Consider the following 13474-nt stretch of genomic DNA (forward strand, 5'->3'; position numbering starts at 1 on the left):
CGGCAGGCCGGCGGCGGCCGCGGCCGCCGCGGCGCGCAGCGGCAGGACGGGGTCGCGCTCGGGGCGGGCGGCCCGGGCGAGGACGGCCTCGCCGTCCTGTTCGACGACGCCCTCGGCGAGGGGCGAGCGTTCGGGAGGTGCCGCCCTGCCGCCGAGCAGTCCGCGCAGCCGGGCCCTGCCGCCGCGGGCGGCGAGGACGCGGGAGACCTCGCGCCAGGTGACGTCCGTGGCGTAGGCGATGGTGCGCGCGGCCTCGTAGACCTGCCGGAGCAGGGTGTCGGCGTCCAGGAGGCGCAGGGCGGCGGCGACCTGGTCCTGTTCCTGGAGGGCGAGCCGGTCGGTGGCGCGGCCGGTGGTCAGGTGCAGGGCGTCACGTACGTCGAGCAGCGCGCGGCGGGCGTCGGCGAGGCCTTCGCGGGGCGCGTCGGCGAGCCAGGACGCGGCGACGGCACGCAGGGCGGTGACGTCCCTGAGGCCGCCGCGCGCCTCCTTCAGGTCGGGTTCGAGGAGGTGGCTCAACTCGCCGTGCCGGGCGGCCCGTTCGGCGCACAGTTCGCGCAGCTCCGGCAGTTTTCGGGGGGCCTGGTTGCGCCAGTCGGCGAGGACGGTGGTGCGCAGGGTGGTGGTGAGGCCGAGGTCTCCGGCGAGGTGGCGGGCGTCGAGGAGGCCGAGCTGGACCTTGAGGTCGTCGGTGGCGGTCCTGCGGGCCTCGGCGGGGGTGCGGACGGAGTGGTCGAGGGCGAGTCCGAGGTCCCACACCGGGTACCAGAGGCGGTCGGCGAGGGCGGCGAGCGCCCGCGGGTCCGCGCTGCCGTCGTGCAGGAGCAGCAGGTCGAGGTCGCTGCGCGGGGAGAGCTCGCCGCGGCCGTAGCCGCCGACGGCGACGAGCGCGGCCCGGCGCGGGGCGCCGGGGCCGGCGGAGGCCGCGGTGAACAGGGCGCCGAGCCAGGTGTCGGTGATGTCGGCGAGGGCGGCACGGCGCGGCGGCCCGGACCGCGCCTCCTGGTGGAGGAGGCGCAGCCGGGCCGCCGCGTAGCCACTGGGTCCGGAGTCTGAGTCTTCCGCTTCGGTCCGTACGTCCGTGCTCGTCACCCGGCGGCTCCTGTTCTCGGGCGTGGTCCTGGGCGTCCCAGGCGTGGTCCTGGGGCCCGGCCGTGGTCCTGGGCGTTCCCCCCTGTGGTCCTGGGCGTCGCGTCCCCCAGGTGTTGTCCGGGGCGCTCCCCGGCGCCGTACCAGCGCCGCGGCACAGCACCCCGGAGGGTGCGGGCGCCGGAGGGCGCGGGCGGTGGCGGTGGCGGTGGCGTCTACAGCGCGTCGGGGCCGCGTTCGCCGGTGCGGACACGGACGGCCGTCTCGACGGGGACGGTCCACACCTTGCCGTCGCCGATCTTGCCGGTGCGGGCGGCCTTGACGATCACCTCGACGAGCTGGTCGGCGTCGTCGTCCTCGACGAGCACCTCGACGCGGACCTTGGGCACGAGGTCGACGGTGTACTCGGCGCCGCGGTAGACCTCGGTGTGGCCGCGCTGGCGCCCGTAGCCGCTGGCCTCGGTGACGGTCAGGCCCTGGACGCCGAAGGACTGGAGGGCTTCCTTGATCTCGTCGAGCCGGTGCGGCTTGACGACCGCGGTGATGAGTTTCATGCGTCCACCTTCTCGTTCCCGGAGGCGCTCTCGTTCCCGGAGGCGCTCGCCGGCCGGTTGTCGGGGGTACGGGCCGCCGCGGGCCCGTGGGAGGCGCCCGGCGGGGCGGCCGTGGTGCGCGGGGCCGTCCCGCCGCCCGCGCCGCTGAAGTCGTACGCCGTCTCGGCGTGCTGGACCTGGTCGATGCCGCTGATCTCCTCGTCCTCGCTGACGCGCATGCCGATCGCCCTGTCGATGAGGAGGGCGAGCACGGCGGAGGCGACGAAGGAGTAGAGGAGGACGGCGCCGACGCCGGCGGCCTGCTTGCCGAGCTGGCCGAAGCCGCCGCCGTACAGCAGGCCCTGCGCCTCGGACTGGCCGCCGCCGGTGGCGAAGAGGCCGACGAGGAGGGAGCCCGCGATGCCGCCGACGAGGTGGACGCCGATGACGTCGAGGGAGTCGTCGTAGCCGAGCTTGAACTTCAGGCCGACGGCCATGGCGCACAGCACCCCGGCGACGGCGCCGATGGCGAGGGCGCCGAGCGGGGAGCAGGAGCCGCCGGACGGGGTGATGGCGACGAGGCCCGCGACGGCGCCGGAGGCGGCGCCGAGCGTGGTGCAGGCGCCGTGGCGGAGCTTCTCGTACGCCAGCCAGGCGAGCATGGCGGCGGCGGTGGCGACCTGGGTGTTGAGGAACATCAGGGCGCCGACGCCGTCGTCGTTGCCGAGCCAGGAGCCGGCGTTGAAGCCGAACCAGCCGAACCACAGCAGGCCAGCGCCGAGCATCACGAGCGGCAGGCTGTGCGGCCGCATGGGGTCCTTCTTGAAGCCGACGCGCTTGCCGATGACGAGGATCACGCCGAGGGCGGCGGCGCCCGCGTTGATGTGCACGGCCGTGCCGCCCGCGAAGTCGATCACGCCGAGCTCGAAGGCCCAGCCGCCGGTGCCCCAGACCCAGTGGGCGACGGGGAAGTACACGACGGTGGCCCACAGCGCGACGAACAGGGCCCAGGCGCCGAACTTCACGCGGTCCGCGAGGGCGCCGCTGATCAGGGCGGGGGTGAGGACCGCGAACATGAGCTGGAACACGGCGAAGACGTACACGGGGATCGTGTAGCCGTCCCACAGTTCGGTCAGGCCGATCCCGCCGAGGCCGACGTAGTCGGAGTTCCAGGCGAGGAGGCCCCCGTGGTCGGTGCCGAAGGCGACGGAGAAGCCGTAGAGCACCCACAGGACGGTGACGATGCCCAGGCTGATGAAGCTCATCATGAGCATGTTGAGGGTGCTCTTGACCCGGACCATGCCTCCGTAGAAGAAGGCGAGGCCCGGCGTCATGAGCATCACCAGGGCGGAGCAGATGAGCAGGAACCCGGTGTTGGCGGCGGACAGTTCCGGGCCGGCTGCGGCAAGCGTGATGCCTGGGGGCATCGCAGTCTCCTCGTCGTCGGTACGGCCCGGTGCGGGCTTCGGCCTCTGCGGTGCGAGGACGGTGGGCCGGTGATGCGGCACGAGGTTGGCGCAGCGCGGTTTCGGCCGGTGCCGCTCGATGTTTCGCGGCGGTGACGAAGAGGTCGGACGTGTTACGCGTGCATGAACGGCGCCCCAGGACGGGGCGAAGAAACGTTCGTCCCCGGGGCCCCGGCCGTCGCTCGGGCGACCGCCGCGGCGATCAACGGCCTGGGCGGGAGCGGCGCGGGGCGTGGTCCGGCCGCGGTGCCATCCGGATGACCTGGCGTAGGGGAGCCGAGTCGGGCTGTTCGGGATGGGCTGCCGCGGCCGGGGTCTGGGGTGCGGGGCCCGGGTTCCTCAGACGGCCTCCGCGGTTTCCGGCATCTCCTGGGCGAGCAGCTCCGTGAGCTGGACGACCTCCGGGACGTCGCCGAAGTCGCGCACGGCGTTGTCGACGGTCTTGCGCAGCCGGGTGTTGACGCGCTCGGAGCGCACCTTCTTGGCGATGTCCAGGGCGCCCTTGGCGAGGACCACGCTCTGCTCGGGCTCCTTCTGGAGCAGGTGGACGGTGGCCATGCCGATGAGGTTGAGCGCGTACGACCGCTGGTGCTCGGCGTCCTTGCCGAAGAGCTCGACGGCGCGCTCCATGACGGGCTCGGCGAGCGAGGCGTAGGTGGGGCTGCGGCCGGCCACGTAGGCGAGGTCGCGGAAGGAGTGGGCGTTCTCGCCGTTGAGCTCGGCCTCGGAGAAGAACCGGATCCAGTCCGGCTCGGGCTCGTCCCAGTCCTCCGCGTCGGCGAAGGTGTCCTCGGCCATGCGGACCGCCCGTTTGCAGCGGCCTGGCTGTCCCATTCCGGCGTAGGCGCGGGCCTCCATCGCATACAGCATGGCCTGGGTGCGGGGGCTGGCGCAGTCGCGGCTGCCGTACTGGGCGAGGTGGATGAGTTCCAGGGCGTCGTCGGGCCGGCCGAGGTGGATCATCTGGCGGCTCATACTGGAGAGGATGTACGAGCCGAGGGCCTTCTCGCCCGCTTCCTTCGCGGCGTGCAGCGCGAGGACGAAGTACTTCTGGGCGGTGGGCTGGAGCCCCACGTCGTAGCTCATCCAGCCGGCCAGCTCGGCCAGTTCACCGGCGACCCGGAACAGGCGTTTGGAGGTGGCCTCGGGCTGGGGCTCCTGGAGCAGGTCGGTGACCTCGTGGAGCTGGCCGACGACGGCCTTGCGGCGCAGGCCGCCGCCGCACTGGGCGTCCCACTGGCGGAACATCACCGTGGTGGACTCCAGCAGCTCGAGCTCCGGTTTGGACAGGCGGCCGGGGCGGCGCGCGGGGAGCTGCTGCGGCTCGGGCTCGGCGACCACCTGGGCGGTGGAGGGGCCGGGCACCAGCCAGCGCTGCATGGGCTCGATGAGGGCGGGGCCCGCGGCCAGCGCGAGCGAGGTGCCGAGGAAGCCGCGCCGGGCGAGCATCAGGTCGCTGCGGCTGAACTCGCTGATGAGCGCGACCGTCTGGGGCCCCGTCCAGGGCAGGTCGACGCCGGCGACCGAGGGCGACTGGTGGGCGGCGCGCAGTCCGAGGTCCTCGACGGCGACGACGCAGCCGAACCGCTCGGAGAACAGCTCGGAGAGGATGCGCGGGATGGGTTCGCGCGGGTTCTCGCCGTCGAGCCAGCGACGGACGCGCGAGGTGTCCGTGGAGATGTGATGCGCGCCCAACTGGCGTGCTCTGCGGTTCACTTGGCGCGCCAGCTCGCCCTTCGACCAGCCGCTGCGCACGAACCAGGAGCTGAGCATCTCATTGGGGCGCTTCTCGGCGTTCGCACCGCCACCGCTACTGCCGCCCACTGGAACGCCCCCATCCCTCAAGACACTTGTACGCGGTCCTAGGTAAAGCTTTAACAGGATGCCGCGCCTCGTGGCCCTCCGTCCGGAGAACCTCACCCTTCGAACGGGAAGCCGACTTGCCTCCGGCATACCCACGAGCGCACACCGCTCGCGCTCCATGTACTGAAAGTAATCCTACGATCACCCCTCCGGCGAGGGCGTTCGCAGAAACGCCACCATTCGCCACCCCTTCGAATGAACTCCCGGGCCGCCGCACGCGATTCACTTGACACATACCAACCGCGAGTGGGCGGAGCGAAGCATGCAGGGGCGCGGGACGCGGGGCACACCACCCCCCAATCCCCCGAGCGCCGTCAGCATGCGGCGACGGAAGTCGGCGAAAGTCAGCGAAAGTCGGCTTGAGGCGTCCGGACGGCGCCCCGAGAAGGACGCACGCGGACCGACGCACGGGGTCGCACGGCACCCTCGCGGGCCGGCTCCACGGGAGGCGCCCCGGCGGGCCTGCCCCACAGAGGCAGAACGCTCGGCACACGAGGGGTGAACGCACGGCAGCACGGACAGCGTAAGGCAATTCCGGAACGCAGAGTCATGATCTTTTTCCGTCACGTAACCACGGCGCATTCGACCCGTTGGAGGGGGCATGGGCTTCACGATCGGCGGCATCCGGGGGACCAAAGAGCCCCGTTCCGGTGACCGCGGAACCAAGGATTCTGAAACGCGGCGGGGGGTCGGCGAAAAGGAAGCGGACGGGCCGCGCGAGCGGGACGCCGACCGGACCGGCCGGGCCGAAGAGGCCAAAGGCCCCAGGGACACCAGGGACACCAGGGCCGCCAGGGACACCAAGGACGCCAGGGAGCCGCGCGCAGCGGTGCGGCGGCGGGGCCGGGGCGCCGCGTCCGACTGCACCGCCGTCGCCGAGTACACGGGCCTGTGGGGCTGGGCCGTGGTGCCCGGGGCCCGCGCCCAGGACGGGCGCTGCTCCTGCGGCGCGGCCGCTTGTCCGGCCCCCGGGGCCCACCCGCTGGACTTCGCCCCGGAGGTCCCGGCCGGAGCCACGCTCGACAAGGTGATCGACGCCTGGGGGGAGTTCCCGGGGGCGGCGGTGATGCTTCCTGTGGGCCGCGCGTTCGACGTCATCGAGGTCGCGGAGGCCGCCGGGCGCCGCGCGCTGGTGCGCCTTGAGCGGATGGGCCTGCCCCTCGGCCCGGTGGCGGCCACGCCCGAGGGGCGCGCGCACTTCTTCGTCGCGCCCGGCGCCGCCGCCGAACTGCCCCGCCTGCTCTACCGCATGGGCTGGGACGACGCGGACCTGGACCTGGGCGCCCTCGGCCCCGGCAGCCACATCACCGCGCCGCCCTCCGACCGCGGCGGCCTCGGCCCGGTCCGCTGGCTGCGCGCCCCCGCCCCGGACTCGGCCACGAGCCCCCCGCACGCCCGTCTGCTCGTCGGCACGCTGGCGTACGTGGCGCACCGCTCGCCCGCGTGACGCTGCGATACGCCGGAGCACGCCGACCGCCCGCCGGGGCACGCCGCCCGCGCGCCGGGGCGCCGCACACGGAAGGGCCCCGCCCCGGCTGCCCCCGGGTGCGGGGCCCTGCTGCCGCCGCGCGTACCGACGCGGCGTACTCCGTACCGGCGCGGTGTCGTACCGGCACGGTGCCGTACCGGCGCGTCGGCGTACGGAAGGGGGGCCGTTCCGGCCCGTCGGCGACTGGGGTGCGGCCGTTCCGGCCCCGCCTCAGTCGCCGATAAGCGCATCGACGAAGGCCTCCGGCTCGAAGGGGGCCAGGTCGTCGGCGCCCTCGCCGAGGCCGACCAGCTTCACCGGGACGCCCAGTTCGCGCTGGACCGCGACGACGATGCCGCCCTTGGCGGTGCCGTCGAGCTTGGTGAGGACGATGCCGGTGACGTCCACGACCTCGGCGAAGACGCGGGCCTGCACCAGGCCGTTCTGGCCGGTCGTGGCGTCCAGGACGAGGAGCACCTCGTCGAGCGGCGCGTGCTTCTCGACGACGCGCTTGACCTTGCCCAGCTCGTCCATGAGGCCGGCCTTGGTGTGCAGGCGGCCCGCGGTGTCGATGAGGACGACGTCGGCGCCGTCGGCGATGCCCTCCTTGACGGCATCGAAGGCGATGGAGGCGGGGTCGCCGCCCTCGGGCCCCCGCACGGTGCGGGCGCCCACGCGCTCGCCCCAGGTCTGCAACTGGTCGGCGGCGGCGGCACGGAAGGTGTCGGCGGCGCCGAGGACCACGGACCTGCCGTCGGCGACGAGGACGCGGGCGAGCTTGCCGGTGGTGGTGGTCTTGCCGGTGCCGTTGACGCCGACGACCATGACGATGCCCGGGGTCTCCAGGCCGGACTCGGTCTTCACGGCGCGGTCGAGGTCCGGGCCGACGAGCGCGAGGAGCTCCTCGCGCAGCAGGGCGCGCAGCTCCTCCGGGGTGCGGGTGCCGAGCACGCGGACGCGCTCGCGCAGGCGCTCGACGAGCTCCTGGGTGGGGGCGACGCCGACGTCGGCGGTGAGGAGGGTGTCCTCGATCTCCTCCCAGGTGTCCTCGTCGAGGTGCTCGCGGGAGAGCAGGGTCAGCAGGCCCTTGCCGAGCGCGTTCTGCGAGCGGGACAGGCGGGCGCGCAGCCGCACCAGCCGGCCCGCGGTGGGCTCGGGGGTCTCGATCTCGGGAGCCGGCGGAGCCTCGGGGGCTTCGGGCTCGTCGACGACGACGGGCGCGGACGCCGACGGCTCGGCGACCGGCAGGTCCACCTCCTCGATCGTGCGGCGCGGCTCGTCGTGGGGCGTCTCGGCCTCGTCGCCGACGTGCGGCTCGGCCGGGGGGCGGGTGATGGTGGGCGTGCTCGACGGGGCCTTGGCCGGCGGGAGCTGCTTCTTCTTGCGGCTGCCGACGACCAGCCCGCCGATCGCGCCGACCATGACGACGGCGATGACTACAGCGAGGATGACGATTTCCATAACTCACCCAGTATCAGTCATGGCCCTCCCGGGGAGCCCCCTTGTGTTTTCCTCCAAGGGACATAGGCCACTAGCGGTGATTACTCGGACTAAAGTACGATGGAAGAGGCCACGTCAACGCGCGTAGAGTCCCCTCTGATTCAACTGCCTGATTCATCTGGCTGAAACCCCACCGGCGCGCGACGACGTCGACGCACGCCGAGCGAGAGGCACGGAACTCCCCCTCATGAGCACCACCGCCGAAACCGCCGAACACGAAGGCGCCCTGGAGACCCGCGGGCTTGAGCCGGTCCCCGACTCCGAGCGCCACGGCAGGACCCGCGAGCTGTTCCCCACCTGGGTCGCCGCCAACATCAGCGTTCTGCTGCTCACCATGGGCGCGGGCCTCATCGTCTCGAACCGGCTGAACTTCTGGCAGGTCCTGGTCGTCGCCCTCGTCTCCCCCGTCCTGAGCTACGGCCTCGTCGGCCTGGTCTCCATCGCGGGCAAGCGCGGCGGCTCGCCGGGCATGACCCTCTCGCGCGCGGTCTTCGGCCAGCGCGGCAACCTCTTCCCCGGCTCGCTGATCTGGGTCGCGCGCTGGGGCTGGGAGACCATCAACGCGGTGACGGGCGCGTACGCGATCCTCACCGTCCTGGACATCTGCTTCGGGGTGAAGCAGAACACCGCCCTGAAGGTCGTCACGCTGCTCGCCTTCGTCGCCGCCACGTTCCTGATCTCGGGTCTCGGCCGCAAGGTGCTGCAGGTGTGCAGCCAGTGGTCGACGTACCTCTTCGGCGCGTTCAGCGTCCTGGTCCTCGTCTACCTGCTGACGAACACCGACTGGTCCGAGGTCTTCGACCAGCCCGCGGGCTCCACCGCGATGATGATCGCGGGCATCGGCACGATCGCCGCGGGCGGCATCAGCTGGGTGCCCACGGGCCCGGACTTCACCCGCTACCTGCCGCGGACGGCGCCGAACAAGCCGCTGGTCGGCCACGCGGTCGGCGGTGCCGCCATCGTCGTCGTGCCGATGGTCCTGATGGGTGCCGTCATGGCCGTGTCCACGCCGAGCCTGTCGTCCGCGCAGGACCCGGTGGCGTTCCTCGGCGACCTGCTGCCGAAGTGGATCGCGGTGCCGTACCTGATCATGGCGCTGATCGGCATGCTGCTGATCAACTCGATGTCGATGTACTCGGCCGGCTTCACCGCGATGACCCTCGGCATCAAGGTCCCGCGCGCGTGGGCCGTCAGCGTGAACGCGATCATCAGCCTGATCTTCGGCTACCTGCTGATGAACGTGGCCACCAGCTTCATGGGCTCGTTCATCTCCTTCCTCACGCTGCTAGCGGTGGCGTTCTCGGCCTGGATCGGCGTCTTCGGCATCGACATGCTGCGCCGCAAGACCTACGACGGCGCCGCCCTGATGGACACCAAGCGCACCAGCGCCTACTGGTACAAGGCGGGCTTCGCCTGGCAGGCCATGACCGCCTGGGCCGTCGCGCTCGTGGTGGGGCTGCTCTTCACCAAGGTGGACTGGTTCAGCGGCCCGCTCGCCACGTCCTGGATCGGGCGCAACGGCCTCGGCTGGCTCGTCACCATCCTGGTCGCCGCCGCGCTGTACGCGGTGCTGCCGCGCCAGCCGCTCGTCGAGCAGGCGGCCGCGGCGCCCGCCGGGCCCGCGGGCACGGCCACCGAGGGCGAGGACGGCACCGCGCTGGCCGCCACCAAGGCCTGACGGTCCCGACGGCCCCGCGGCCTGTTCATCTGACACTGCGTCAGCTAGCGTCCCCCTTCGCCGACAGGGGCCCGCCGTCCCGGCGGGTCCGGTGAAGGGGGACTCCGGCATGCCCGTCACCGTCGTACGCCTCAACCTCGTCGACCCCGAACCCGACCCCGGCGCGCTCGGCGCGCGCTACCGGGCGGCCCTGGAGATGGCCGCGTACGCCGACGAGCGCGGCGTCACCACCGTGCAGACCGAGGAGCACCACGGCGCCGCCGACAACTGGATGCCCGCGCCGTTCGCCTTCGCCGGCGCGGTCCTCGGCGCGACCCGGCGCCTCACGGTGACCGTCTCGGCCGCCATCGGCCCGCTGTACGACCCCTTGCGCCTCGCCGAGGACATCGCCGTCCTCGACCTGCTCAGCGGCGGCCGCCTGGTGACGGTGGCGGGGATCGGCTACCGGCCCGAGGAGTACGCGGCCCTCGGCGTCGACTGGAAGCGGCGCGGAGCCCTCCAGGACGAGCTCCTGGAGACCCTCCTCGCGGCCTGGACCGGCGAGGAGTTCACCTTCCGGGGGCGCACCGTGCGGGTCACCCCGCGTCCGGGCACCCGGCCGCACCCGCCGCTGCTGGTCGGCGGCTCGTCGAAGGCGGCGGCCCGGCGCGCGGCCCGGCTCGGCCTGCCGTTCTTCCCGAGCGCGCACCTGCCGGACCTTGCGGCGTACTACGAGGAGAGGCGGGCGGAGTACGGCACCCAGGGGTGGACGATGATGCCGGACGCCGTGACCCCGCTGCTGCACCTCGCCGAGGACCCCGACCGCGCCTGGGCCGTATACGGCGAGCACGTCCTGCACGAGGCGCGCACCTACGCCTCCTGGCAGCGACAGGGCGTCCGCTCGGCCGTGAAGTCGGCGGCCACGACGGTGGCGGAGCTGCGCGCGGAGGGCGTGTACCGGATCCTGACGCCGGACGCGTGCGTGGCGTACGCGGCGGGCGGCGCCACCGGCCTCGTGCTGCACCCGCTGGTGGGCGGGATGCCCGTGGAGGAGGGGTGGCGCAGCCTGCGGCTGTTCGCGGAAGACGTACTGCCCCGGCTCACGGACGGGCCGTGAGCCGGGGCAGCTTCCCGCGGGAGGAGGGGGCAGCGGGGACTTAGCCCATCTCCTCCAGGGTCTTGCCCTTCGTCTCCTTGACGAACTTCAGGACGAAGGGGATCGAGAGGGCCGCGAAGGCGCCGTAGATGATGTACGAGCCGCTCAGCGACCACTCGGACATGCTCGGGAAGGTCTTGGTGATCGCGAAGTTGGCGAGCCACTGCGCGGAGGCGGCCACGCCCAGACCGGCGGCGCGGATGCGGTTGGGGAAGATCTCGCCGAGGAGCACCCAGACGATGACGCCCCAGGAGAAGGCGAAGAAGAGCACGAACGCGTTGGCGGCGATGATCGCGGTCAGGCCCTGGGCGTGCGGCAGCGACACGTCGTCACCGGAGCCGGTGCGGTAGGAGAACGCCCAGGCCATGGTGAACAGCGCCGCCGCCATGCCCGCGGAGCCGATCAGGGCGAGCGGCTTGCGGCCGATGCGGTCGACCAGGACCATCGCGATCACCGTACCGACGATGTTCACGATCGAGGTCTCGAAGGAGTACAGGAACGAGCTGGAGGGGTCCTTGCCGATGGACTGCCAGAGCTGGTTCGAGTAGTAGAAGATCACGTTGATGCCGACGAGCTGCTGGAAGACCGAGAGCCCGATGCCGATCCAGATGATCGGCAGGAAGCCGAAGCGGCCGCCGAGCAGGTCCTTGAACGTCGACTTGTGCTCCCTGTGCATGCCCCGCTCGATCTCGTCGACGCGGGCGTCCAGGTCGATGTGCGTGCCCTCGACCTCGGCGAGCACCTTGCGGGCCTCGGCGCGGCGTCCTGCGGAGATCAGGAAGCGCGGCGACTCGGGGATGGCGAAGGACAGCAGGCCGTAGAGGAGCGCGGGGACGACCATGACGCCGAGCATCCACTGCCAGGCCTCCAGACCGGCGAGCTTGCCGCGCTGGTCGCCGTCGGCCATGTTGAGGATGCCCCAGTTGACGAGCTGCGACACGGCGATGCCGATGACGATGGCGGCCTGCTGGAAGGAGGCGAGGCGCCCCCGGTACGCGGGCGGCGCGACCTCGGCGATGTAGGCCGGGCCGATCACGGAGGCCATGCCGATGCCGATGCCGCCGATCAGCCGCCACACCGTGAGGTCCCAGGCGGCGAAGGGCAGGGCCGAGCCGACGGCGCTGGCCGCGAAGAGCACGGCGGCGATCTGCATGACGCGGATGCGGCCGATGCGGTCCGCGAGCCGGCCGGCGACGGCGGCACCGACGGCGCAGCCGAGCAGCGCGGTGGCGATGATCCAGCCGAGCGTGTCGGCGTCCACGTCGAACCGGTGCTGGATGGCCACGGTGGCGCCGTTGATCACGGAGCTGTCGTAGCCGAAGAGGAATCCGCCCATCGCGGCTGCCGCCGTGATGAAGATGACATGGCCGAGATGGTCCGGGTGGGCATCTCTGGCGGGGGGCGTCGGCGCCTGCGTGCTGGTCACGTGTACTCCTCGGGCCACCGGCGTCGCTGCCGGGGTGGGGGCGAGTTCTTCAAGTGGCGCACAACTTCACGTCGCCCACCACCTGAAGGTAAAAGCAACGTTGCAGAGACTATGCCTTCAAGTTTCGAAGTCAATAGTTCGATGTGAACCAATTGAATCCCTACTGGTCACAAGTTGAGTTCAAGGCTTGAAGCCGAATGAAGTTGATCAAGAGAAAGGGAGGGCACGGCTCCGCGCCGTGCCGCGGCGGCCGGGGTCAGCGCAGCCGCTGGCTGATCACCTTGGAGACGCCGTCGCCCTGCATCGAGACGCCGTACAGCGCGTCCGCGACCTCCATCGTGCGCTTCTGGTGCGTGATCACGATGAGCTGCGAGGCCTCCTGGAGCTCCTGCATGATGCGGATGAGCCGCTGGAGGTTGGTGTCGTCGAGCGCCGCCTCGACCTCGTCCATCACGTAGAACGGGCTGGGCCGCGCCTTGAAGATCGACACCAGCAGCGCCACGGCCGTCAGGGAGCGCTCGCCGCCGGAGAGCAGCGACAGGCGCTTGACCTTCTTGCCGGGCGGCCGGGCCTCGACGTCGACGCCGGTGGCGAGCATGTTCTCGGGGTCGGTCAGGATCAGCCGTCCCTCGCCGCCGGGGAAGAGCCTGCTGAAGACGCCCTCGAACTCCCGGGCCGTGTCGCGGTAGGCCTCGGTGAAGACCTGCTCGACGCGCTGGTCGACCTCCTTCACCACCTGGAGCAGGTCGGCGCGGGTCTTCTTCAGGTCCTCGAGCTGCTCGCTGAGGAACTGGTGGCGCTCCTCCAGCGCCGCGAACTCCTCCAGGGCGAGCGGGTTGACCTTCCCGAGCCGCTGGTACGCCCGTTCGGCTGACCGCAGCCGCTTCTCCTGCTCCGCGCGGACGTACGGCCGGGGCTGGTTGCGCGGGTGCTCAGGGTCCTCCGGCAGCTCCTCGCCCTCGGCGGGGGGCGAGGGCGGCACGAGTTGGTCGGGCCCGTACTCCGCCACGAGCCCCGCCGGTTCCACACCGAGCTCCTCCAGCGCCTTGGTCTCGAGCTGCTCGATTCGCAGCCGCTTCTCCGCTCCTAGTACCTCGCCCCGGTGAACTGAATCCGTCAGTTTGTCGAGTTCCGCCTTCAGCTCGCGCCCCTGGTTCCGCGCGGCGGCCAGCTCCCGCTCGCGCGCCTCCCTGGCCCGCTCGGCGGCCGCCCGCTCCTCGTCCGCCCGGGCGAGCGACACCTCGACGTGCGCGAGCAGTCCGCGGGCCCCGGCCGCCACGGCCCCCGCGACGGCGGCCTCGTGCCGCAGCCGGGCC

At 72.3% G+C, this 13474-nt stretch carries 10 protein-coding genes; 3 read left to right on the forward strand and 7 right to left on the reverse strand.

Features of this window, described 5'->3' with window-relative positions:
* From IE330_RS34715 to nsdA, 4 genes are all read right to left on the reverse strand, one after another.
* The coding region (locus IE330_RS34715) for a [protein-PII] uridylyltransferase family protein (protein WP_190140166.1) at positions 1-1092 on the reverse strand (1092 nt) is incomplete at its 3' end.
* A 212-nt stretch (positions 1093-1304) separates the two neighbouring features.
* Positions 1305-1643: a P-II family nitrogen regulator gene (locus IE330_RS34720; protein WP_190140167.1), complete on the reverse strand. Its 339-nt coding sequence runs from the start codon at positions 1641-1643 to the stop codon at positions 1305-1307.
* Positions 1640-3049 carry an ammonium transporter gene (locus IE330_RS34725; protein WP_190140168.1) on the reverse strand — a complete coding sequence of 470 codons (1410 nt, stop codon included), beginning with the start codon at positions 3047-3049 and terminating at the stop codon, positions 1640-1642. The genes IE330_RS34720 and IE330_RS34725 overlap by 4 nt, the downstream gene beginning before the upstream one ends.
* 378 nt (positions 3050-3427) lie before the next feature.
* Positions 3428-4912 carry a transcriptional repressor NsdA gene (gene nsdA / locus IE330_RS34730; protein WP_190140169.1) on the reverse strand — a complete coding sequence of 495 codons (1485 nt, stop codon included), beginning with the start codon at positions 4910-4912 and terminating at the stop codon, positions 3428-3430.
* A gap of 868 nt (positions 4913-5780) precedes the next feature.
* On the opposite strand from nsdA, the gene IE330_RS34735 reads away from it, so the two are divergent.
* On the forward strand, positions 5781-6398 hold the full coding sequence (locus tag IE330_RS34735) for a bifunctional DNA primase/polymerase (RefSeq protein ID WP_190140174.1): 618 nt from the start codon (positions 5781-5783) through the stop codon (positions 6396-6398).
* A gap of 252 nt (positions 6399-6650) precedes the next feature.
* On the opposite strand, the gene ftsY is transcribed toward IE330_RS34735, so the two are convergent.
* Complete coding sequence (ftsY, locus tag IE330_RS34740; RefSeq protein WP_190140170.1) at positions 6651-7880, reverse strand: signal recognition particle-docking protein FtsY; 1230 nt, start codon at positions 7878-7880, stop codon at positions 6651-6653.
* 226 nt (positions 7881-8106) lie between these two features.
* Between ftsY and IE330_RS34745 the strand changes: the two genes are divergently transcribed.
* Positions 8107-9597, forward strand: coding sequence for a purine-cytosine permease family protein (locus IE330_RS34745; protein WP_229926138.1), 1491 nt, complete (start codon positions 8107-8109; stop codon positions 9595-9597).
* A gap of 109 nt (positions 9598-9706) precedes the next feature.
* Positions 9707-10693 carry an LLM class flavin-dependent oxidoreductase gene (locus IE330_RS34750; RefSeq protein ID WP_190140171.1) on the forward strand — a complete coding sequence of 329 codons (987 nt, stop codon included), beginning with the start codon at positions 9707-9709 and terminating at the stop codon, positions 10691-10693.
* A 40-nt stretch (positions 10694-10733) separates the two neighbouring features.
* On the opposite strand, the gene IE330_RS34755 is transcribed toward IE330_RS34750, so the two are convergent.
* Together IE330_RS34755 and IE330_RS34760 are read right to left on the reverse strand one after the other, a co-directional pair.
* Positions 10734-12158: a sugar porter family MFS transporter gene (locus IE330_RS34755; RefSeq protein ID WP_190140172.1), complete on the reverse strand. Its 1425-nt coding sequence runs from the start codon at positions 12156-12158 to the stop codon at positions 10734-10736.
* Between the two features lie 256 nt (positions 12159-12414).
* A partial coding sequence (locus IE330_RS34760; RefSeq protein ID WP_190140173.1) for an AAA family ATPase occupies positions 12415-13474 on the reverse strand: 1060 nt, incomplete at its 5' end.

Source organism: Streptomyces longispororuber, assembly GCF_014656095.1.
In the GTDB taxonomy this organism is placed as follows: domain Bacteria; phylum Actinomycetota; class Actinomycetes; order Streptomycetales; family Streptomycetaceae; genus Streptomyces; species Streptomyces longispororuber.

Coding starts and splice junctions, on each gene's coding strand:
- IE330_RS34720 (WP_190140167.1), bottom strand. CDS start 1,643: ATGAAACTCATCACCGCGGTCGTCAAGCCGCACCGGCTCGACGAGATC.
- IE330_RS34725 (WP_190140168.1), bottom strand. CDS start 3,049: ATGCCCCCAGGCATCACGCTTGCCGCAGCCGGCCCGGAACTGTCCGCC.
- ftsY (WP_190140170.1), bottom strand. CDS start 7,880: ATGGAAATCGTCATCCTCGCTGTAGTCATCGCCGTCGTCATGGTCGGC.
- IE330_RS34745 (WP_229926138.1), top strand. CDS start 8,107: ATGAGCACCACCGCCGAAACCGCCGAACACGAAGGCGCCCTGGAGACC.
- IE330_RS34750 (WP_190140171.1), top strand. CDS start 9,707: ATGCCCGTCACCGTCGTACGCCTCAACCTCGTCGACCCCGAACCCGAC.